Source organism: Rossellomorea aquimaris (assembly GCF_008180865.1).
GTDB lineage: Bacteria > Bacillota > Bacilli > Bacillales > Bacillaceae_B > Rossellomorea > Rossellomorea yichunensis.
Genome location: NZ_VTEX01000001.1, coordinates 350412 through 371841, shown reverse-complemented (window position 1 = coordinate 371841; position 21430 = coordinate 350412). Strand labels below are relative to the sequence as shown.

General features: G+C 39.9%; 21 protein-coding genes and 2 riboswitches. Of the genes, 6 read left to right on the top strand and 15 right to left on the bottom strand.

The annotated features are described in order from the left end of the window. Positions 1-25 precede the first annotated feature (25 nt). The 9 genes from FZC88_RS01900 to FZC88_RS01860 all read right to left on the bottom strand — a co-directional run bounded on the left by FZC88_RS01900 (position 26) and on the right by FZC88_RS01860 (position 8709). Positions 26-1057, bottom strand: coding sequence for a YkvI family membrane protein (locus FZC88_RS01900; protein ID WP_148968544.1), 1032 nt, complete (start codon positions 1055-1057; stop codon positions 26-28). A gap of 138 nt (positions 1058-1195) precedes the next feature. Next, complete coding sequence (locus tag FZC88_RS01895; RefSeq protein WP_148993459.1) at positions 1196-2890, bottom strand: M3 family oligoendopeptidase; 1695 nt, start codon at positions 2888-2890, stop codon at positions 1196-1198. Between the two features lie 180 nt (positions 2891-3070). Continuing rightward, positions 3071-3529: a MarR family winged helix-turn-helix transcriptional regulator gene (locus FZC88_RS01890; RefSeq protein WP_148994259.1), complete on the bottom strand. Its 459-nt coding sequence runs from the start codon at positions 3527-3529 to the stop codon at positions 3071-3073. Positions 3530-3769: 240 nt separating this feature from the next. Further along, a complete protein-coding gene (locus FZC88_RS01885; protein WP_262371606.1) occupies positions 3770-4015 on the bottom strand; it encodes an aspartyl-phosphate phosphatase Spo0E family protein in 246 nt (81 codons plus the stop codon). A 215-nt stretch (positions 4016-4230) separates the two neighbouring features. Next, a complete protein-coding gene (locus FZC88_RS01880) occupies positions 4231-4743 on the bottom strand; it encodes a 1,2-dihydroxy-3-keto-5-methylthiopentene dioxygenase (protein WP_148993458.1) in 513 nt (170 codons plus the stop codon). Then, entirely contained in the window at positions 4740-5387 is a 648-nt protein-coding gene (locus tag FZC88_RS01875; protein WP_148993457.1) for a methylthioribulose 1-phosphate dehydratase, read from the bottom strand. Before FZC88_RS01875 ends, FZC88_RS01880 begins: the two co-directional genes overlap by 4 nt. Continuing rightward, positions 5384-6046, bottom strand: coding sequence for a 2-hydroxy-3-keto-5-methylthiopentenyl-1-phosphate phosphatase (locus FZC88_RS01870; protein ID WP_148993456.1), 663 nt, complete (start codon positions 6044-6046; stop codon positions 5384-5386). The genes FZC88_RS01875 and FZC88_RS01870 overlap by 4 nt, the downstream gene beginning before the upstream one ends. Beyond that, positions 6046-7260: a 2,3-diketo-5-methylthiopentyl-1-phosphate enolase gene (locus FZC88_RS01865; protein WP_148993455.1), complete on the bottom strand. Its 1215-nt coding sequence runs from the start codon at positions 7258-7260 to the stop codon at positions 6046-6048. Before FZC88_RS01865 ends, FZC88_RS01870 begins: the two co-directional genes overlap by 1 nt. A gap of 111 nt (positions 7261-7371) precedes the next feature. After that, positions 7372-7474: riboswitch (SAM riboswitch) on the bottom strand. Between the two features lie 50 nt (positions 7475-7524). After that, positions 7525-8709: a pyridoxal phosphate-dependent aminotransferase gene (locus FZC88_RS01860; RefSeq protein ID WP_148993454.1), complete on the bottom strand. Its 1185-nt coding sequence runs from the start codon at positions 8707-8709 to the stop codon at positions 7525-7527. A gap of 122 nt (positions 8710-8831) precedes the next feature. On the opposite strand from FZC88_RS01860, the gene FZC88_RS01855 reads away from it, so the two are divergent. The 3 genes from FZC88_RS01855 to mtnA all read left to right on the top strand — a co-directional run bounded on the left by FZC88_RS01855 (position 8832) and on the right by mtnA (position 12242). Beyond that, positions 8832-9614 carry a carbon-nitrogen family hydrolase gene (locus FZC88_RS01855; RefSeq protein WP_148993453.1) on the top strand — a complete coding sequence of 261 codons (783 nt, stop codon included), beginning with the start codon at positions 8832-8834 and terminating at the stop codon, positions 9612-9614. Positions 9615-9715: 101 nt separating this feature from the next. Beyond that, positions 9716-9872, top strand: a riboswitch (SAM riboswitch). Positions 9873-9988: 116 nt separating this feature from the next. Then, a complete protein-coding gene (mtnK, locus tag FZC88_RS01850; protein WP_148994257.1) occupies positions 9989-11173 on the top strand; it encodes an S-methyl-5-thioribose kinase in 1185 nt (394 codons plus the stop codon). Between the two features lie 16 nt (positions 11174-11189). After that, positions 11190-12242 (top strand): S-methyl-5-thioribose-1-phosphate isomerase, encoded by a 1053-nt coding sequence (gene mtnA / locus FZC88_RS01845; protein WP_148993452.1) that lies wholly within the window; start codon positions 11190-11192, stop codon positions 12240-12242. Between the two features lie 45 nt (positions 12243-12287). Here mtnA and FZC88_RS01840 read toward each other — a convergent pair whose 3' ends face one another. From FZC88_RS01840 to FZC88_RS01830, 3 genes are all read right to left on the bottom strand, one after another. Further along, the gene (locus FZC88_RS01840) at positions 12288-12884 is read right to left on the bottom strand and encodes a DUF2087 domain-containing protein (RefSeq protein ID WP_148994256.1); all 597 of its coding nucleotides are present in this window, start codon (positions 12882-12884) and stop codon (positions 12288-12290) included. A gap of 122 nt (positions 12885-13006) precedes the next feature. Further along, positions 13007-13468 (bottom strand): methylated-DNA--[protein]-cysteine S-methyltransferase, encoded by a 462-nt coding sequence (locus FZC88_RS01835; RefSeq protein ID WP_148993451.1) that lies wholly within the window; start codon positions 13466-13468, stop codon positions 13007-13009. Positions 13469-13482: 14 nt separating this feature from the next. Then, positions 13483-15636: a PAS domain S-box protein gene (locus FZC88_RS01830; protein ID WP_148993450.1), complete on the bottom strand. Its 2154-nt coding sequence runs from the start codon at positions 15634-15636 to the stop codon at positions 13483-13485. A gap of 170 nt (positions 15637-15806) precedes the next feature. Between FZC88_RS01830 and FZC88_RS01825 the strand changes: the two genes are divergently transcribed. Both FZC88_RS01825 and FZC88_RS01820 read left to right on the top strand, forming a co-directional pair. Then, on the top strand, positions 15807-16832 hold the full coding sequence (locus tag FZC88_RS01825; RefSeq protein ID WP_148993449.1) for an acyltransferase family protein: 1026 nt from the start codon (positions 15807-15809) through the stop codon (positions 16830-16832). Between the two features lie 337 nt (positions 16833-17169). After that, positions 17170-18900 (top strand): B12-binding domain-containing radical SAM protein, encoded by a 1731-nt coding sequence (locus tag FZC88_RS01820; protein WP_148993448.1) that lies wholly within the window; start codon positions 17170-17172, stop codon positions 18898-18900. A 26-nt stretch (positions 18901-18926) separates the two neighbouring features. Here FZC88_RS01820 and FZC88_RS24295 read toward each other — a convergent pair whose 3' ends face one another. Continuing rightward, complete coding sequence (locus FZC88_RS24295) at positions 18927-19052, bottom strand: hypothetical protein (protein ID WP_262371605.1); 126 nt, start codon at positions 19050-19052, stop codon at positions 18927-18929. After that, positions 19052-19210 (bottom strand): hypothetical protein, encoded by a 159-nt coding sequence (locus FZC88_RS01815; protein ID WP_187443543.1) that lies wholly within the window; start codon positions 19208-19210, stop codon positions 19052-19054. The genes FZC88_RS24295 and FZC88_RS01815 overlap by 1 nt, the downstream gene beginning before the upstream one ends. A gap of 168 nt (positions 19211-19378) precedes the next feature. Here FZC88_RS01815 and FZC88_RS01810 point away from each other — a divergent pair, with 168 nt between their 5' ends. Further along, entirely contained in the window at positions 19379-19903 is a 525-nt protein-coding gene (locus FZC88_RS01810; protein ID WP_148993446.1) for a hypothetical protein, read from the top strand. Between the two features lie 32 nt (positions 19904-19935). On the opposite strand, the gene FZC88_RS01805 is transcribed toward FZC88_RS01810, so the two are convergent. Beyond that, positions 19936-21288, bottom strand: coding sequence for a TrkH family potassium uptake protein (locus FZC88_RS01805; RefSeq protein ID WP_148993445.1), 1353 nt, complete (start codon positions 21286-21288; stop codon positions 19936-19938). Positions 21289-21430: the final 142 nt, after the last annotated feature.

The following is a 21430-nucleotide window of genomic DNA, read 5'->3' as shown; positions in this document are numbered from 1 at the left end:
CCGCATTTTACTCTCACCTAGGTGATTATTTATTGGGTTTCATCCAAAGAAGAATGATGAATAATAAGCTCATATACCCAAAAAGAGGGTATAAGTACGATAAAAGTTCACTGTATTCAAAAAAGCTTAACGAATAAATCACCAAAAAGATACCCGTAAAAGTCATTAACGAAGAGCCCTTCCAGTAATTCGTTAATTGTTTCTCCAGACCAAATACCCCCCCTATCACCGATGTGAAGATCTCACCATAAATGATGATGATATAAATAATATAAAAGCCGGCTACAAAGGATTTCATCACCACAGCCATTGGAATTTGGTATTGTGTCACATCCGGGATCAAGACTAAAGTTATATGACTTGAAATAAGGATCAGTGTAAGGAAAAAACCACCAAGATATCCTCCATACTTAATGGTCTCCCGGTCTTTCACTTCTCCGGCAACGGGAACGAGCACAGCCTGAGCCATGGCCAGATTAAAGGCCACGTATGAAAATGGCGCTACTACGGATTTCCACCCATCCTCTGCATGCGGTATCATAAGAAATGCTTCTAAAAAAGCTGCGTTTCGAACAGAATAAACCATCAAGAAAAGATTAAAGACAATCATAAGAGGAACAACGAACGTATTGACTGCAAAAAGCCCTTTGATCCCAACCATCATCGTGATGAATCCAAGTCCGATCGTCAGCAGTATCCCTAATTGCTTGGGTAGCAAAAGCTGCTCTTGAAAAACAGCCCCCGCTCCTGAAAGCATTACCGCGGAAACCCCAATCAGCATAATCATCATGACGATATTCATAAACTTAGAAAACCATTTTCCAAATAGATATTCATTAAATTCTTCAAAGGACTTTGCTTTGATATCATGGGACTTAAGCATAATCTTCGTTCCCATTGTAATAAATAAGTACCCGCTTAATAAAATCGCAATAAACCCGACAAAGCCAAACCGGGTGAAAAACTCTACAATTTCCCTTCCCGTTGCAAATCCGGCTCCTATAACGGTACCAACATATACTGCAGCGATTTGAAACGACCCAGCTAATTTTTTCATACCATCACCTCTGACAACCTTCTACTTCACCATATGTACAAGCAGAGAAAATCAGAAGCAAAAGAACATAATTCTTCCGGAATTGTATAAGAACCCAAACAAAAGAGGCAGCCATAAAAATACGGCTGCCCTATTACTTTATAAAGATTGATCATCTATTCCATTTAACCATTGTCTTATCGGTTCAATGACTTTCTCCACTGTCCCCTCCTGGAACGGAGAATCGAGCTTGGCTGCTTCTACAAGCCCTGTGAATGAAAGGCTTCCCCCGAGTTTACAAAGGTCAACATAGTCATTCCACGCTTCCTCACGATTAAGATTCATTTTCTTCCAGAATTGGAATGCGCAAATTTGAGCCAATGTATAATCGATATAATAGAATGGAGAATTATAAATATGGGATTGGCGCTGCCAGAATCCCCCATTTTCTAAATACGAAATATGATCGTAGTCCTTATGGGGAAGGTATTCCATTTCAATTTTTCTCCATGCGGCATTCCGTTCAGACGGGGAAGCTTCAGGGTTCTCATACACAAAATGCTGGAACTCATCAACTGCCACACCGTAAGGAAGAAATTGCAGTGCTTCACTTAAATGGGAAAATTGATACTTGTCTGTATCCTCTTCGAAGAAATAATTCATCCACGGCCACGTGAAGAACTCCATGCTCATGGAATGAATTTCACACGCTTCATACGTTGGCCAAATATATTCCGGGATATCGAACCCTCTGCTGGAGTATACCTGGAACGCATGACCTGCTTCATGGGTCAAAACATCGATATCCCCTGAGGTTCCATTGAAGTTCGAGAAAATGTATGGAGACTCATGGTTTGCAATGTACGTGCAGTAACCTCCTCCAGCTTTTCCTTTCTTCGCTTCCAGATCCATGAGATCATGCTCAATCATGAAATCAAAGAATTCCTTTGTTTCATGAGACAGTTCTTCGTACATCTTTTTGCCATTATCAATGATCCACTGAGGACTTCCCTTAGGAACCGCATTGCCGGAAGTGAACTTAAAGCCTTCGTCATAAAACTTCATTGAATCTATCCCGATGCGCTTTTCTTGTCTTTCTTTAAGTTCAGTAGCCAGAGGAACGATATGCTTCTTCACTTGATCGCGGAAAACCTTTACCATATCAGGCGTATAATCTGTTCTCGTCATGCGATAGTAACCGAGTTCAACAAAGTTCTTATACCCTAGAGTAGTAGCAATCGTGTGACGCACCTTGACTAACTCATCAAATAGACGATCTAATTCTTCTTGATTCTCTTCAAAGAAAGCAACGGTCGCTTGAGCGGCCTCTCTTCTTGTTTCCCGATTGACAGATTGTGTGAATGGGCCCATCTGAGCCAATGTTCTTTCTTCCCCCTCAAATGGAATCTTGGCAGACGCCATCAGTTTTGTATATTGAGAAGATAACTTATTTTCCTTCTGTAGTAGAGTCACGATGTCAGGAGAAAAAGTCTTCATTTCGCTTTCTGCCAGAGCGAATAGCTGCTTTCCCCACTTTTCTTCTACTTCTTTACGATAAGGAGAGTTTACGAGTTCTTTGTAATATTCCGTCACCATCCCGTGAACCTCAGGCATCATTTCATCGATATGATCCTGCTCTTTTTTGTAAAACTCATCATTGGTATCGATTGAATGCCGGATATAGCAAATATTTTGCATGGTATCGATGTTCAAACGTATATCATTCAGTTCCTTCATGGCTTCCACCTGTTTTTGAACATTGGATGCAGACTTGAATTTATCAAGTAATTGTTGAAAAACAGGTTTAATCTCTTCTAAATTTGGCCTTTCATATGTAAACTGATCAAACTTCATACTAGTGCCTCCTCTTAATATAATCCCGATTATAGTAATTCGACTTATGATAGAAAATCTCCTGTTTATTGTAATATCGAATTTCAAGAAATAGAAATAATGGAATCGATAGAGAAGAGACGTGCTTTTATACAAAATAAAAGCCCCGTCTCGTGAAAGACGGGGTACAGGAAGATCGACTCAGTACGACAAGTCTTTAATCGATAATCCTAATTTCTTCAGCATTTCTATCGTTTCTTTCTTCTCATCAGGAGATAGAGCTGACATCAGTTCATGAATCCGATTTTCGTGATTGGGGAATATCTCATCAATTAACTTTCTGCCGCTTTCTGTTATTTGAGCATACGTAACACGACGGTCCTTGGGACAAGCATTGCGCTTCAGGTAGCCCTTTTGTTCAAGCTTATCCACCACGTACGTTATGCTGCCGGAAGCTAATAGAATCTTACCGCCAATTTGTTGCAAAGGCTGATCTCCCTTATGATAAAGAAGCTCCAGGACGGCAAATTCAGTAGGATTCAAACCGTTCTCCTGAATGTTTTTATTTATCTCTTCATTTAAGGCTTTGAAAGCTCTTGACAAGACAATGAAAAGCTTTAATGATTGTTTTGTATCCTGAGGTTCGATCATGGCATTCATTCCTTTAAAAATTAAATATCTCAGTTTCAAAATATTATACAAATAAAAGCTGTTATTGTCAAATACGATAGACCCCTCAGTATACAATAAACGAAGGACGGTTTGCATATTGCGCACCGTCCCTCGTTTATTAAATAACGACAAATTAAGTTGATTGTTTTGATATAAGTGTGGATTTTGTTGCAGATTTGTTTTTTCTGATAAACCTTTAATGGTGAGGGAAGAACTTGATGAATAGTCTCAAGAAGCAGTTCGTTTTAATAAGTTCTTAATGTATTGCCCAAATTCGTTTGATGTTTCTTGGAGGGTTATTGATACAATCTTATTTGTGCACTTTTCATAGTCGTTCAAAAGCTGATCTAATTGCTGACTGCATTTGATTGTCTCCGCTGCACATAATCCTAAACTCTCTCCCAACCCAATCATTTCTGAACGTTTTTGATTAATTCTCATTAATAACCACTTCTGTTTTAGTAGACGACCCATTTCTAATAAACTCCTTTTTAGCTCCTAGCCTTTATTAAGTTAAATCGTTACTTGAGCATTATCGCAAGTATTATCAGAAAAGTAAATAGATTCGCAAAACAAGACAAAATAACTAGTAATGTTTCTTAATTAGACATTTTCCGTCAAATATCTCCCCTGATAAAAACAAAAGGATAGACAATCGATTCTACTCTTTGTCTATCCTGAAAAATATTTTAATAGATTGGTACCCATCCCTCCTGCGTGACGAAAATACGGACGGCAACTACTTGCTTATCTTCGCTTAATGTAAAATAATGGCGGATGTTTTCAGGGACTGAAATTAAGTCACCCGGGTTTAGATGCACTTCAAAGAAATCACCATTACTTCCTTGAATGACAAATACTCCATGGCCGTTTACAATAAAACGGACTTCATCATCAGTGTGATGATGCTCCTGTTGAAAATTCCTTAAAAGCTCTTCAAGATTTGGTGTGCGCTCGGAAAGGGAGATCACATCCCAAGCCTGATATCCTCTTCTCTCTGAAATATCCTCTATTTCATCTTTAAAAGTAGACAGAATTTCCGCTTTATCCTCTTCGGTTAAAGCATATTGGTCCCTTAGACCTTCTACGAGCTTTTCGATATTCCAATGTTCATAAATGACTCCTTGTTCACTTAAATACTTCACTACTTCTTCTTGGTTGTCAATGACTTGGTTTTTCCCTTGAATTTTAATTGTCGTCATAATCTGACTCCTCCTTTAGTAATTGGTCTCGAATTCGTTAAAGATAAAAGAGTGAGTTGATATTGAAATAAAAACTCACAAGCTTCCAATAGTTTCTTAGCTTCAAAACCGGTTCTTCCCCATACCGTTATACCGTGGTTGCGAATGAGCACCGCCCCTTTGTCTTCTTTAATAAAGGATTGAAACTCCCGGGCAAGCGTCGGGATATGTGCATGATTACGAATGATTGGAATGGATAAAGAATCATCTTCCTCCCATTTATCCCACGCTTTTATTAATTCTTGGTTTCTAAATGTGACGACACCTTCATCCCCATACAGTTCACTGATTACATTATTCGCCACAGTATGGACATGTAAGCTGCATCCTGCTGTGCTTTCTGTGAAAACATGACTGTGCAGCAATGTTTCGGCCGATGGTCGTGCAGTAGTATCCTCGATGGCCTCACCGTGAGCATTTACGAGCAGGAAATCTTCATTGGTTTGCTTCCTTTTATCCTTTCCACTTGCCGTAACCAGGAACGCAGCAGGTATAGAATTCACTCGTATGGCAAGATTCCCGCTCGTTCCCATAAACCAATCCCTTTCTGCCAGTTCCCTTTTGATATCAGCGAGTTCTTCCCATTGAGATTGATAGGAATTCATATTTTCACTCCTTTTTTAATGACTTCCATGCAATCGTGAAAGGATTCAAACGGATGATAGGGGATTCCTTTTTCTTCGCATGTATGTGCCAAATAATCTCTGGCGATCACAGTATCTCCAAGCTTTGCCATTTCGATATCTGTGACAGAATCCCCTATCACAATGACCTCCGTATCTTCTGTTAAAGACAACATCCTCAAGATGGAAGGCTTGCAGCATCCACAACCTTTACTTTCACAGTGATCATCACATGGATGTGGCCAATGAATCACTATGGTTGAGTCGTTAAAGCTTGCTTCATTACAATAAACCCCATTAAAAGGCCCAAATTCTTTTAGTAAAGGATGAACAAAAAAGTCAATTCCACCGCTAACGATATACAAAGGAATCTCCTGTTCCTTTGTATAATCTACAAATTCCTTAAACCCTTTACGTATGACTGCTGTGTCTAATAGATACTGAATCATTTCCTCTTTCTGTGATGAAGGAATGAGTGAAAACAGCTTGCTGACTCCTTCTTTAATGGACAACGACTTATTTAAGATGTCGTCTTTGACAGGTTCCCATTCTGGAGGAGCAAAGGTTTTCATCAACGAAATGATATTATCCGTTTCTGTAATTGTTCCATCAAAATCACAGAAAATGATCGGACGCGTCATTATACCTTTACCTCCTCTCCCCATAGGGATAGTGCTTTACGAAGCTCATCATGGGAATCTGAAGCATCAGTCAGGGACTCATCTCTTAAAACTGCATCAATTGCTTGGACGAATGCCTTTCCCCCTCCAATTGCCCCATCTGGGTGACCGTGGATGCCACCACCTGCATTAATGACACAATCTACACCAAAATCCTTCATCAAAAGCGGGACAAGCGCAGGATGAATGCCTGCTGACGGCACGGGCAATACTCTTCTTAGATGGTCGTCATCCTTCGTTAACTCATGGCTTACGGATAGAGCTTTGCTTTTCTCTAGTGCGACACTTCCGTATGGAGATGGAAATAAAGAAAAATCAGCTCCGGCCATTCGCAGGAATTTCCCTAACCATAAAGAATAGCTCACACCATATGCAGGAGATGAAGCAACAGCACCTGCGAATGCAGGATGGGCCATAATCGGCAGCCTGATCTCAGGGTCCTCCCTTAATTCCTGTAGAACATCCAGCCCGTAAGAAAATACATTGAATAAAAGGGCATGGGCTCCTAGATCACGTGCTTTTCTTGCTTTATCACGTAATTCTGAAGTCCTTCCAGTCAGGTTTACAGCATACATCGTTTTCTTACCTGTCTCTTCAAACAGCTCGTGTAACACTCTTTTCCCGATATTGATCCTCTCAGTGAAAGGAGTCAGTGAATTATCAAAGAGAATTTCATCGTCTTTTACTACGTCAACTCCCCCAAGAGCCTGTGCCCTTAATTGGGTTTCAAGGTAGGGAAGGTCCCTTCCGATTACACCTTTAAAGATGCTCATTAACAAGGGTCTGTCTTGTACACCCGTTAGCTTCCTGATTCCTTCTATTCCAAACCGTGGTCCAGGATAGGCTTTTTTTAAGTCACTGGAAAACTCTACATCTACTAATTTCACTTCACCATCCAGGGAAAGCTTGCCGAATACCGTAGTAAGGATAGCTGGGATATCATTTGAATAATTATGACCGGGATAGCCAATTTGAACCTTGCCTCTGGGGCCATCTTCCTCTTCCCACTCCTTCACGGAAACGACCCTCCCCTTGTACTTGCGCAATTGATCCTGTTCCAGGAGCGGTAAGTCCGTCCATGAACCGACCGTCAATCCCAGGGCGATCCCCTCTGCCTTTTTATCGAACGAACCACTCTTTCCTTTTATTTCATATGTGGCTATCACTTCACTCATTGTTGTCCTTCCTCCTTTTGAAAATGCTATTCTTAGCCGCAAGTTGATTTCATAGGCCTGGGCAAACAAAGAACCTCTTCCAAATAAGAAGAGGTTTGATAATTTCGCTCTTTCTTATCTGTCAGCTTAATAGCTGCAAGAATTAGCACCGTGCTTGAATAAGTCGGTTGCCGGGCTTCATAGGGCTGGTCCCTCCGCCTGCTCTTGATAAGAATTTCATTATTCATTATTTCAGTTGGATTATTGCACCAATTTCACCTTCTGTCAATCCCTTTTGTGGAATAATTCTAAATTTTCTATACGTGAAATCGCTTCTTTTATCCGCTCATTTGTGGTTAATAGTCCTACGCGCACATACCCTTCACCGAATTCACCAAAACCTACCCCCGGGGCTACAGCGACTTTGATTTCTTCAAGTAAATAAGTAGAGAACTCTACAGAGGTGAACCCCTCAGGTACTTTCAGCCAGGCGAAGAAGGAACCTTGTGGAGCTTTTACGTCCCACCCTATTTCCTGAAGTCCGGAGATTAATAGTTTTCTTCTTTCTTCGTATGTTGCTACCAGTGCATGCACACATTCCTGGGAACTTAAAAGGGCTGTGGCAGCCGCTTCTTGAATAGCACCGAACAGACTCACGTATAAGTGGTCTTGAAGGAGGTTGATCGCTTCTATGACACTCTTATTCCCTACAGCAAACCCCACTCTCCAGCCAGCCATATTATACGTTTTCGATAATGTATATATCTCAATCCCCACATCCTTTGCTCCATCTGTTTCCAAGAAACTTATTGGCTTATTTCCATCAAACCCTATCGCTCCATAGGCAAAATCATGTACAACACAAATATCATGCTGATTGGCAAGAGTGACTGTTTCTTCAAAGAATGATTTTGTGGCAGTCGCTCCAGTAGGATTATTCGGGTAGTTCAGAAACATCAACTTTGCATTTTCCAGCTCATTACGGGAGTGTTCACTATAATCAGGCAGAAAGCCATTCTCCTCACGTAGAGGCATTTTAATCATACGTGCACCTGCCAATGCTACCCCTGATAAATAATCGGGATAACCGGGATCGGGCACCAATACCCCATCACCAGGATTCAATAAACATTGAGGGATTTCAACTAACCCCGCCTTTCCTCCGAACAGCACAGCGATCTCTGTTTCCGGATCTAATTCCACACCATATTCACGAAGGTAGAAAGCAGAGATCGCCTCTTTAAAGGACGATAAGCCACGAAATGGAGGATACTTATGATTGGACGGCGAAGCTGCGGCTTCTGTCAGTTTTTCCACAATATGTTGAGGAGTCGGTTGATCCGGATTTCCCTGGCCCAAATTAATGACATCATGTCCCTCTTTGACCACAGCATTCACTGTTTTGGCGAGGGATGCGAAAAATTGTTCAGGTAATAAATCTAATCGCTTTGCTTTACTAAAGGTTTTCATTTGCTCACCTACTACATTTTTTTGAAAATTAATTACTTTCAAATTCTAGTCACAAATGATATAACGGAAAATAAAGAATGTAAAGGAATAAATTCCAAAAAGTCATTAATGAGGTGAAAGAAATGATTCAAAAGATAGGTCTTGCACAAATTGATATTGTGTTCGGGAATCCCGAAAAAAACAAGCAAAAAGTAGAAGAATGGGTTAAAAAAGCAAGTGACGACGGCTGTAATACCGTTGTGCTTCCTGAGCTGTGGACGACTGGATATGACCTTACGAGAATGGATGAAATCGCTGATGAAGGAGCAAAAGACTCTACCTCCTTCCTTTCTGCACTATCGAAGAAATATTCCATTCACATTGTAGGTGGTTCTGTTGCGCAGAAATCCCAGGAGGGGGTGTCCAATACACTCCTAGTTACGAATTCAAAAGGCGAGTTGGTGAAAAAGTATTCGAAGCTTCACTTGTTTAAATTAATGGATGAACATCATTATTTACTTCCTGGGCATGAAGATGGCATCTTCACCCTTCAAGACACAGAAATGGCCGGATTGATTTGTTACGACATCCGTTTCCCGGAATGGTTCAGAAAACAAGTTCTTTTAGGTGCCAAGGTTGTTTTTGTCGTAGCAGAGTGGCCGGCAGCACGAATTGATCATTGGCAGACCCTCTTAAAGGCAAGAGCGATTGAAAACCAATGCTTCGTGATTGCCTGCAACCGGGTGGGAAGTGACCCGAACAATGAATTCGGCGGTTGTTCCCTCATCATTGATCCATGGGGAGAAGTTCTTTCAAAAGGATCGCAAGCGGAAGAATTGGTTACAGCTGAAATCAATTTACAGGAAGTAGAAAAGGTCCGAAATAAAATTCCGATATTCCAGGATCGAAGACCGGATTTTTATTAAAAAGGTTATTTTTCAAAAAAACGTTGACATGGAAAATACTTCGATGGTACTATTCAAATCAAATGAAACATTCTGAAAGTTTAATTAAATAGTTAACGCAACTCTTATCAAGAGCTGGCTGAGGGATTTGGCCCTATGAAGCCCAGCAACCGACCATAATACCGTTGTATAACGGGGCGCAGCATGCGCCGGATTGAATGATCCAGTAAGGCACGGTGCTAATTCCAACAGAAAGATAGTCTTTCTGAGAGATAAGAGGCGACGAAGATACCTTCTTCAAGCCTCTTTCGAACATGAAAGAGGCTTTTCTTATGCCACGGAAAAGCCTCCACAACACAGTCTTTCATAAGTCTGTACTATAAGGAGGAACGATGATGGCAATTACGAAACTCAATGCATATCAACCACTAACTGAACAGGCGGCAATTGCACTGGCGATTGGCTTACGAATTTTTGAGGACGGCACTCTCTTAACGTGTGAAGAAATTGGAGACGGGAATTTAAATCTGGTCTTTCGAGTATTAGAACAGGAAACAGGAAAAGGAATCATCATCAAACAAGCCCTTCCATATGCGAAGGTTGTAGGCGAAAGCTGGCCGTTGACAATCGAACGGGCAAGAATAGAAGCGAGTGCCCTTAAGCTTCAGCAATCATTTGTAGGGGACCTCGTTCCTGAAGTGTACTACTCTGATCCGACACTTGCGATTACAGTCATGGAAGACTTGAGTGCACTGACCATTGCCCGGGCAGGCCTTATCAAAGGAGAAGTGTATCCCAGGCTCTCCCATGACATTGGAACATTTTTAGCTAATACCTTATATTTCACCTCTGATTATGCCCTTCATCCTTTTAAGAAAAAGGAGTACGTGAAAGAATTTTCAAATCCTGAGTTGTGTAAAATCACTGAGGACCTAGTATTCACGGACCCTTTTTTCAACAGTGAAACCAACGATTTTGAAGAAGAGCTTTCCCAGGATGTCCAACATCTATGGGATGATTTCACCTTGAAGCTTGAAGTGGCCAAATTGAAAAAGAGCTTTCTTACTGAAGGAGAAGCACTTCTTCATGGAGATCTTCATACGGGAAGCATCTTTGTAGATAAGAATCAAACGAAAGTAATTGATCCCGAGTTTGCCTTTTATGGACCGATTGGCTTTGATATTGGACAGTTCATTGCCAACCTTATTTTCCTGGCCATTTCAAAACCTGAAAAGAAGGAAACGATTCTCTATCACATTGAGAATACCTGGAACGTCTTCTCCACTGCGTTCTCCAAGCATTGGAAGGAAAGCGGAGACGCCTACACGAAAGTGAATGGCTACCTTGAATTTGTATTGGAGAAGAGCTTTCAAGACAGCATCGGTTTTGCAGGATGCGAATGCATCAGAAGAACGATCGGCCTCGCTCATGTAGAAGATCTGGATGGCATACCGGATAAAGCACGAAGATTACAGGCAAAGCGGACCTGCTTGACACTCGGTAAGGAACTGATAATAAAACGAAAACAGATCTTTTCAATTGAAAAGCTTCTGTCCATATTAAAATCCCATTCTGAATAACCAAAAGGAGTTTATCATGACACAAACATTGACCATACCAACTTCACTAGAGTGGCATGAAGATTATTTATTGATCCTTAACCAACAAAAACTGCCTAACATAGTGGAGTACATTAAACTGACGACCATTGAAGACTATTATGATGCGATTATCACACTAAAAGTGAGAGGTGCACCTGCCATTGGCATCACGGCTGCTTACGGCTTAGCCCAGTCTGCATGTCAGTATGAAGTAAAAACGCTAGAGGAATTTATCGACCTGTTTCAACGTGACAAAAAATATCTCGCAGATTCACGCCCTACAGCAGTCAACCTGGTTTGGGCTTTGAACCATTTAGAAAAGGTGTTAGAGAATGTTTCTTCAGTTAATGAAGCTAAAACCAACTTACTCCATGCTGCCATCCAGCTTCATGCAGAAGACGAGGCAGTCTGCCGTCTTATAGGAGAAAATGGTTTGAGTGTATTGAAGGATAAACAAGTCGTTATGACCATCTGTAATGCCGGGTCCATTGCAACGAGTAAATACGGTACCGCATTGGCACCTTTTCATTTAGGAAGAGAAAAAGGAAAAGCGTTTCAGGTTTATGCTTGTGAGACAAGGCCCGTTCTGCAAGGAGCCCGCCTGACAACTTGGGAGTTACAGCAATCAGGAGTAAATGTCACTCTCATCACAGATAGCATGGCTGCCCATACCATGAAAGAAAAAGGTATAGAAGCCGTGATTGTCGGGGCTGACCGGATTTCTGCCAACGGGGATACTGCAAATAAAATCGGAACGTCCATGCTTGCCATTTTGTGTAAACATTTCAATATACCTTTTTATGTCGCAGCTCCTTCTTCCACTTTCGATTTATCCAGCTCCAATGGAAATGATATTCCCATTGAAGAGCGAAACCGGGAGGAGATTACAACGCTCGGCGGGACGTTGATTGCGCCAGGAAACGTTCCTGTTTATAACCCTGCATTCGATGTTACTTCTCATGAACTGATTACCGGCATCATCACGGAAAAAGGTGTCCTGTACCCTCGCTTCGAAGAAAGTATTCAACAAACCATAGGTATTAAATAATAGCCAAAAGAAGAACTTCCTCCTGCTCTTCTTTTGGCTTTCACATTATTCCACAAATAACTTTGTCGACGCCCACATTTCCCTCGGATTCACTTCATAAATGCTATTTTCCCGGTACATGAACTGATGAATGATAAATTCTCTTCTTAAGGTCGCAAAGTCTTCATGGAATTGCTGAATATATTCATTCAAATCTTTTTCCTTATATTTTTCTCCCACCTTTAATCCTTCCACCATATGTTCCAAAATAAATAATTTCTTCTTTTGTTGAGAAGGAATCGTTTTAATCCGTCCATTCTTCTCCAGGAAATTATTCATCACCTTTTGTTTTTCTTTCAATAAATTCTCTGACATCACACTTTCCCCTTCCTCTCCCTGAGCAAACTGATGAAGGACATTTCCATGATGACTCAGGACTTTTTTATTCAAATAGTAGTAAACAGTGTTCTTCTCTCTTCGTGAATAAACAAGATTGCACTCTTTGAGTTTCGTTAGGTGGTGGGATATTGTCGGGGCGGTGAGTCCAAGTTTTCCCGCAATTGCTCCTACATGCAAGCTTTCTGATGCCAGCAAATAGACAATTTTTATCCGCGTCGGATCCCCCATCGTTTTATGGAAAGCCACCTGTTTACTTAATTGCAACATGTCTCCTCCTCTCTAATTAGATTACTATCTAATTAGATGATAATCTAAATAGATAAAGGAATCAATCAGTAATTTTAAAAAACAGGCATCCTCCCTAGGGAGAATGCCTGTTATTCATTCTATTTTTCTAATAACAATAAGGTTTCTTTCTTATCCACCTGCTTACCGGCATAGCCTGTAAGTGTTTTATTCTTTCCAATGACACGGTGACATGGAATGATGATGGGGAATCGGTTGGCTTTATTCGCTTGCCCTACTGCCCTGACAGCTTTAGGTCTTTGAATCGCTTCGGCAACATCCTGATATGACCTGGTTTCACCAAACGGAATCTGTTGCAGGGTGTTCCATACGTCCTTCTGAAAAGACGTTCCCTCTATCTTCAGGGGGAGATCAAATTCTGTTCTCTCCCCCTTAAAGAATTCTGTGATCTGTTCTTGTGCTCTTAGTAATATTGGATTCTCGGTGTGAAAATCCGCTCGTGAATCATTTTCTAAAAATTGCACCAAAATTAGATGGCTCTGATCCGCTTGAAGTTCTAACATTCCAATCGGACTCTTCATTACAATAGAATCATATGACATTATCCAGGACTCCTTTACGATTTAGGGAGATAAATGTGGAAGATGGTCCCTTCCCCGACGATACTCTCAACCTGAACGCTTCCTTTATGCTCTTTAATTATTTTAAAGCTTACCATCAAACCAAGTCCAGTTCCCCGTTCCTTCGTTGTGTAAAAAGGTTCACCAAGCTTTTTAATCTTATCCTTTGAAATCCCGCCACCCTGGTCTTTTATGCGAATGTGAATCATTTCATCATCCGTCTCTTGGATCCGGATGGAAATGAATCCACCGTCCGTCATGACTTCAATCGCATTCTTGATGACATTTATGAATACCTGCTTCAACTGATTTGGCTCTGCTATGATGGTTGGGAGATCCGCTTGGTAACTCTCCTCGTACTGTACATTGTGCATGACTGCCTGAGCGCTTAGTAGTTCAACGGTATCTTTCATGATCCTGATTAAATTCGTTTCTTGATATTGAATCGCTTGTGGCTTTGCCAATACGAGGAACTCTGTAATGATGGATTCAATTCGCTGAAACTCAGAAGTAATCACATTAAAATACATCTCATGATCTTGACCCACACTATTTTCCAACAATTGAATAAAGCCTTTAAGGGCGGTCATTGGATTTCTGATTTCATGTGCAATCCCTGCAGCAAGCTCCCCAACTACACTCAATGTATCTGACTTTCTCAACTGCTCCTGCATTTCAATCTGTTCTGTAATGTCACGAATGATCGTTAAATTTAAATTAGAGAGTAAATTGTACTTGGATGAAAGCTCAATGTATTGGACCTTCTCCCTTTGAGAAGTCAACGTTTGTAAAAACGTCGCCTGCCCATCTTCTTTCAATTGTTGTAAGTATTCATCATATGATTCTTCACCGGGTTCTATATTCAATATTTCACGTACATCTTTACCGATTAAGTGATCTTTCTCGATACCAATGATCCTACTCACTTCAGGATTTGCGTCTACGACAACATAATTATGATTGGTAAGAATCAGGCCGTCCAGTGAACCTTCGAAAATCTTCCTGAACCTCTCCTCGCTTTCCCGTAGTTCTTTTTCCATTTGATAACGCTCACTGACATTCCGGAAGATCGTCATGTTATACCCATCAACGGAATGAAGTTTAGAAGTGAATTCCAAATGCTTCAACTGATTGTTTGGCATTAGAAACAGCACTTCATCCCTTACTGCACCGCTCCTGTTTAACTGTTCCATGACTAAATCAAACTTTTGGCTTTCAAGAGGATATACAAAGTCACGTATCTTCTTCGAAAGAAGCTCTGAAAGGGAGCATTCAAAGATCTTCAGGGCAGAAGAGTTCGCTTTAAGTACTCTGCCATCTTGATCCCATAGCACGATTGCATCAATCGCTTCTTCAAATAAACCTTTGAACAACTCTTCGTTTCGTTTTAATTGTATTTCCATCTGCCTCTTCTCGGTCACATCCCTAAGAATAGCCATATGTAGCTTATGATGCACATACGGACTTGTCGTAAATTCCACAATTGAAATGCTGTGTGATTTTTTTATTGGAATTTCCCCACGGGCTTTTTTGTTTTGAGAAATCAGTTCTTTTATCTTTTCAACCTTATAATGCGCACTTTCAGGGATAAATGAGCTTATGTTCCTGTTTGTGATTTCATCCTTTTCCAATCCGACTTGTGAACTGAACGCCTGATTCACGTCGTTAATATTTCCTTCAATATCAAATAGAACGATTCCTTCTGATGCATTTTGAAAAATATTCGATAATAAATGGACATTCATATGGTCTTTCCGCTCTTTTTCCTTTAGTGCCGTTACATCTTTGAAGTACAAATAGGCATTAGGAGAAATGGTCGATTTTTTAAGCAATAATTCAATATGGATGATTTTCTTATCATTAACATTCATTAAGGTTTCATCTTCAAGGTTCTTTCCGGTTTCCATAACTTCCTTATAATGAGCTACAATCGGGGCCGGAACAGAAGAAAAGAAGTTACTGAACAGTGTGCCTACAACCCTTTCTTTCGTAGTCTGCAGTGTTTCACATGCTTCTCCATTTGCAAAGACAATTTTCAACTCTTTATTGATCACGAACATCGGCATGGGTGATGCTAAGCAAATTTCCCTATCGACGGGATGACATTCTTCCTTATTCAGCTCTTTCTGCAATTTACTACTATTAGTCATTTCCTCATCCCCTTACTATTTTAAAAGACGACTATTGGCTCAGGTCATTATAGAGTTCGCATAGCTTCCCATGCTTTTGGTGATAATTAACAGTGAAATTCATGTTTTACTCATTGTATCCTAGGGTAAGAATGAATTAGGATAAATCTATTCTAAGAGATGGTGAAGATATGAAACAGCGTGACTATTACTTCGACAATGCCAAATTCATTTTGATCTTCCTGGTTGTATTTGGACATTTGATCCGGTCCTATATAGAAAGCGATCCATTTATCCTTTCTTTGTACAAAACGATTTACACCTTCCACATGCCAGCCTTTATTCTTGTGGCAGGGTTTTTCGCAAAAGGATTTTATAAAAAAGGATATATTCAGAAACTGGCGAAAAAATTAATACTTCCTTACATTGTGTTTCAATTGATCTACACGGTGTATTACTATTTTCTTTATCAAAAATCAACATTTGAAGTCGATCCCCTTAATCCACACTGGTCATTATGGTTCCTCATCAGCTTATTCTGTTGGAACGCATTATTGTATGTTTTCATCAAGTGGTTTAAGTTCAAGCCCGGCATCGGATTGACAATCGCTTTCTCCATTGGGCTGCTTGTAGGATTTGCTGATGTGATTTCAAACTATCTTAGCCTGTCCAGAACATTTGTTTTCTTTCCGATTTTCCTGATGGGCTATTATTTGGAGAAGGAGCACTTCGAATATTTTAAAACGAGTAAAGCACGTATAGTGGCAGGTACTTTATTTATTCTCGTATTTTTAGGAATGTATTTCATCCCTGAATTCTCCGATAAATGGTTACTTGGCTCTAAGCCCTATGGAGACTTCGAAGGGAACAACGCCATAAGTTTAGCTGTCAGGGCGTTTGTTTACATGCTGAACGTTGTGATGATCTTTAGCTTCTTTACCTTTGTCCCTACTAAGAGAAGGTTCTTCACTAAATGGGGCAAAAATACGCTATATGTATACTTGCTGCACGGCTTTCTTATCCGTTTATTCCGGGAAAGCCAGCTGAAGGATACAATTGATCCCACTACGAGTTTATTAATCTTACTTGGTGTATCATGGGTGCTGACAATGATTTTCTCGACAAAGTTTTTCACAAGCATAACGCAACCGATAGTGGAGTTTAAATCAACCAAACTCCAGAAACTTCTTTCAAAAAGAGAAATGAAAACAAGATAAACCTCACTAGAAAGGGCTGACCCAATAACAGACACGGGTCAGTCCCTTTTCATGAGCACCTATTCTCTTAAAGTATATATTGATCATCTTCTACACAATTTTCAAAAAACTATTTATTTTATTATACTATTCGTAACTTTTCCTTAAAATCCTTCTAATACTTACAATAAATTTAAATTCATTCTATACAAACATTGAGCTTTCTCTCTTCCTTAGATAAAATGATAATCAGTACGGTTTGGATTAGACGTACGAACAACTCGTATATGTTGGAAAATATGGTTTACAATGGTTCACGTGGTCCATCAGGTGAGCTTAGTATAAAAGGAGCTTATTTATGAAGAAAGTCGTTTTAAGTACGTTAAATGCAAAATATATTCACACCAATCTGGCCATTCGTTGTCTTAAGGCCTTTGCAGAGCCTGAACATGAGATAGAATTGGCTGAATACACCATTAAGGATCCCACCCTTAACATCGCTAGTGACTTGTTCTCGAAAAAACCTGATATTATAGGATTCAGCTGTTACATTTGGAATATCGAAGAGACGATCAAAGTGATCAAGATCCTTCGAAAAATCCTGCCTGAAGTAACCATCGTCTTGGGGGGACCAGAAGTCACATATGATGTTCCCTATTGGCTGGAGCGGTTGGAAGACGTTGACTTTATCGTTATCGGTGAAGGGGAAGAATCCTTTAAGCAGTTATTGGATGAACTGAATGGTGATAGGGACTTTTCTGAGGTCCATGGAGTGGCTTACTTAGCAGATGGAAAACCGGTCATCAAGCCTCAGCAGAATAAAATAGATTTAAGAGAAGTCCCCTCACCATTCCGCTTTCAAGAAGACCTGCCTCAATTGGGTAAAAGGGTTACGTATATAGAGACAAGCAGAGGTTGTCCATTCCGTTGTCAATTCTGCCTTTCTTCAATCGAAGTAGGTGTACGTTACTTTGACAGAGAAAAGGTAAAAGATGACATTCGATTCTTAATGAAAAATGGCGCAAAAACAATTAAATTTGTGGATCGTACGTTCAATATCAGCCGAAGCTATGCCATGGAAATGTTTCAATTCCTAATCGACGAACATTTGCCTGGAACTGTCTTTCAATTTGAAATCACAGCAGACATCATGAGACCGGAAGTCATTGAATTTCTGAACGAAAATGCCCCAGCAGGATTATTTCGCTTTGAGATTGGAATCCAATCAACAAATGACGAAACGAATGATCTTGTGATGAGAAAACAAAATTACTCCAAACTGACAAGAACCGTTACGATGGTCAAGGATGGAGGAAAGATCGATCAGCATCTGGATTTGATTGCCGGTCTGCCTGAAGAGGATTACAATTCATTCCGGAAAACTTTCAATGATGTATTTGAACTGCGACCAGAGGAACTTCAATTAGGATTTCTGAAGATGCTTCGCGGAACGGGCTTAAGGATTCGTGCCAACGACCATCAATATACGTACATGGACCATTCACCCTATGAGATCCTCGGGAACAATGTATTATCCTTTGATGATATCGTTAGAATCAAACAGGTTGAAGATGTATTAGAAAAGTATTGGAACGATCATCGTATGGATAGGACGATTGAATATCTGGTGACCGAATGCTTTGAAACACCATTTGATTTCTTCCAACTATTCGGTTCCTACTGGGAAAACCGTGGTTGGTCAAGAATCGGACATCAACTGGAGGATTTGTTTAAAAGACTGCATGAGTTTTTATATACTGAGACAAGCTACAACATGTCGATTATTGAAGGCCTAATGAAACTGGATTATTTAGAGAATCAGAAGTACAAACCAAGAAAGCCTTGGTGGACACATGAACTGACGAAAGAAGAAAGGTCTGCTATTTACCAATCCTTGCTGGCACAACCAACCATAGCAGGTGAAGCTTTCGCTCGGCTAAACTTAAATGAAAAGGAATTGTATAAGCATACACTCCTTGAAACCATTCAGTCGAAGGATGGACAAGATCAGTATGTTTTAGCTTACTTTGAACCTGCCACAGGTCAATCTACCGTATTTGAGTTTGGCCGACAATCTGTTTCACTATAGACAAGAGAAAATGTTAAGCGGATCGCTTAACATTTTTTCTTGTCATTTTTTGCTTTCGGCTGTTTTTGTGTCACTTCCAGAATCTTGGCTGCATTAACATCTCCAAATTCCTGACCAAACTCTTCACGAAATGATTGTTTTTTATCCTTCATCAGCTTCTACCCTTCATACCTTTTGAAGAGTTTCTATTCTTTCCCTTAGCAGGATCTTCTCCTTGAGTGAATTCAGCGGAGAATTCTGCCTCTTGCTTATTCTTTAAAGGTGTTTGATTATTCTTTTCAGCAGCATTATATTGGGCTTTTCTTTTCATAATGTATCTCATCTCCTTTGTAACCTTACTTTCCCCACTCGGTTCTCTTTCCATTCCAAAAGACATATGATTTCCACTGCGAAAGGTATTCCAATACTAGAAGAAAAAGTCTGAATAAATGAAGCATTTAACCAGAAACTAAGTAAAAATGCTAAATGAGGATATGCAATGATACTTGCCTTCTTACTTTGTTATGCTCTACTTGGATGGAAATTCGGGAATTGGAAAGATTTTTACAGCTATTATCCAACATTATTGTTTTTTATTATTGGAGATCTACTCTCCCAGTATCTTTTATACGACTATTCAATGTGGCAGTTCCAAACGGTTACCGCATTAGGAGACCACATCAACCTGAATCATACGATCATCTCATTGAGTAAAATGGTTGTGCAATACACGGCAACCATTGCGATCTTTATCGGCAGATTGCCTTCGACTTTCCGGGGAAAAGTAATCTGGGTTATGTTGTGGACGTGCATTTACGGAGTGACTGAAGGCCTTTCTCATATCTTTGGAATGATGACTTATCACAATGGCTGGCATTTTGGCTGGGACATCCTATTTAATATCATGATGTTAACCGTTCTCATCATCCATCATAAAAATCCAATTATAGGATGGATCGTATCCCTCCCCATCATTTTCTTCCTATGGATCTATTTCGATGTTCCCTATTCTGTACTCAAATAAAAAACGATGCGGATTTAGCATCGTTTTTTTATCTATCCAATGATAACTCTTTCTTTAGGATAATGATATTTGGTGGTTTTCTCTTTTCCTCCTATCATAAACAGGAAGGATAGAATTCCGACACGACCGATAAACATCAAGGCAATGATAACGCATTTCCCTATAGATGATAGATCTGATGTAATCCCTAAAGATAAACCTGTTGTTCCAAAGGCAGAAGCAACTTCAAAGATTATTTCAATAAGACTGTGATCTTCTGTAATCGTTAAGATAACGACTGACACAAAACACATAAGAACCGCTACCATCGTAACGACTAACGATTTAATGATATCCTGTTCGTGTACTTCTCGTCTAAAAACCTTGATCGTTTGATTTCCTCTGGCAAAGTGAAATAAGAACAAGATATTCAGGGCAAATGTTGTTGTTCTGATTCCACCACCCACTGAGCTGGGAGATGCCCCAATAAACATTAGCGCACTCAAAACCAGCAACGTAGGAGTTGAAAACTCAGCTACATTCATGGTTGCAAGACCACCACTCCTCGTCGATGATGATTGAAAGAGTGAATAAAAGAATGATTCATGCCAAGCCATGCCTGCAAAAAAATGATCGTATTCGAACAACCATATAACTAAGGTACCGGAAATTAATAATATGGCGAATGTGATCGTTGTAATTTTTGTGAATAATGAAAAATGATGCTTGCTTCTTTGCTTGTTCATTAAATAGTCTTTTGTCTCGATCAAGACAGGAAATCCAATTGCCCCCAGAGTGAGCAATATAATAGTAATAAATTGAACAAAATAGTCATCTTTAAATGGGATAAGTGACTGACCGGTTATATCAAAGCCCGCGTTAGTAGTAGCACTCACTGAGGCAAAGAGCCCTTGTATAAATGCTTCCTGCCAGCTTGGATAGTAGCTCAGGAAATATACCCCTAAAATAAATGCCCCCACCAATTCAATTACAATGATAAGCAATAAAATTTGTTTTAATAGGTGAACAAGACCGGACAGATTGGTTTGATTTTGATCCGTCATGATCAACCGCCGTTCTTTCAAGCCTATTTTCTTACCTACTAAAAGCCAGAAAAAAGTTCCCAGAGTCATGATACCAATTCCACCGAACTGCAAAACAAATATCAATAAGAAAATTCCTGCTGTGTTAAACGTATCCGCCGTACTTACAACGGTTAAACCGGTGACACTTACAGCACTAACAGAAGTGAAAATAGCATCAATGAAACTCCACTCCGCCCCCGGTTTATGGGCAAATGGTAAACTCAAAAGAATCGTTGCCACTGTTACAGCGATAAGATAGAAGGACACAATGACTTGAGCTGGTGTCAATTTATTTAAATTTAATCTAAGTTTATACCACATATATGTATTTCCCTTTCAAGGTTATTTCCTTCTCTATCTTAATGAATATGTACAAAGAATGAAAGGAAAAATGGATAATTTCCTATATGTTTATTCTTTCTTTAACAAAAGCAGCTTAAACCACCAAGTATGACTGATCCAT

Coding starts and splice junctions, on each gene's coding strand:
- FZC88_RS01860 (WP_148993454.1), bottom strand. CDS start 8,709: ATGAAAACCTTTAGTAAAGCAAAGCGATTAGATTTATTACCTGAACAA.
- FZC88_RS01885 (WP_262371606.1), bottom strand. CDS start 4,015: ATGGGTCGTCTACTAAAACAGAAGTGGTTATTAATGAGAATTAATCAA.
- mtnA (WP_148993452.1), top strand. CDS start 11,190: ATGACACAAACATTGACCATACCAACTTCACTAGAGTGGCATGAAGAT.
- FZC88_RS01870 (WP_148993456.1), bottom strand. CDS start 6,046: ATGACGCGTCCGATCATTTTCTGTGATTTTGATGGAACAATTACAGAA.
- FZC88_RS24295 (WP_262371605.1), bottom strand. CDS start 19,052: ATGAAGGATAAAAAACAATCATTTCGTGAAGAGTTTGGTCAGGAATTT.
- FZC88_RS01875 (WP_148993457.1), bottom strand. CDS start 5,387: ATGAATTCCTATCAATCTCAATGGGAAGAACTCGCTGATATCAAAAGG.
- FZC88_RS01895 (WP_148993459.1), bottom strand. CDS start 2,890: ATGAAGTTTGATCAGTTTACATATGAAAGGCCAAATTTAGAAGAGATT.
- FZC88_RS01865 (WP_148993455.1), bottom strand. CDS start 7,260: ATGAGTGAAGTGATAGCCACATATGAAATAAAAGGAAAGAGTGGTTCG.
- FZC88_RS01880 (WP_148993458.1), bottom strand. CDS start 4,743: ATGACGACAATTAAAATTCAAGGGAAAAACCAAGTCATTGACAACCAA.
- FZC88_RS01810 (WP_148993446.1), top strand. CDS start 19,379: ATGATACTTGCCTTCTTACTTTGTTATGCTCTACTTGGATGGAAATTC.
- FZC88_RS01825 (WP_148993449.1), top strand. CDS start 15,807: ATGAAACAGCGTGACTATTACTTCGACAATGCCAAATTCATTTTGATC.
- FZC88_RS01830 (WP_148993450.1), bottom strand. CDS start 15,636: ATGACTAATAGTAGTAAATTGCAGAAAGAGCTGAATAAGGAAGAATGT.
- FZC88_RS01900 (WP_148968544.1), bottom strand. CDS start 1,057: ATGAAAAAATTAGCTGGGTCGTTTCAAATCGCTGCAGTATATGTTGGT.
- FZC88_RS01815 (WP_187443543.1), bottom strand. CDS start 19,210: ATGAAAAGAAAAGCCCAATATAATGCTGCTGAAAAGAATAATCAAACA.
- FZC88_RS01855 (WP_148993453.1), top strand. CDS start 8,832: ATGATTCAAAAGATAGGTCTTGCACAAATTGATATTGTGTTCGGGAAT.
- FZC88_RS01835 (WP_148993451.1), bottom strand. CDS start 13,468: ATGTCATATGATTCTATTGTAATGAAGAGTCCGATTGGAATGTTAGAA.
- FZC88_RS01890 (WP_148994259.1), bottom strand. CDS start 3,529: ATGAATGCCATGATCGAACCTCAGGATACAAAACAATCATTAAAGCTT.
- FZC88_RS01820 (WP_148993448.1), top strand. CDS start 17,170: ATGAAGAAAGTCGTTTTAAGTACGTTAAATGCAAAATATATTCACACC.
- FZC88_RS01805 (WP_148993445.1), bottom strand. CDS start 21,288: ATGTGGTATAAACTTAGATTAAATTTAAATAAATTGACACCAGCTCAA.
- mtnK (WP_148994257.1), top strand. CDS start 9,989: ATGGCAATTACGAAACTCAATGCATATCAACCACTAACTGAACAGGCG.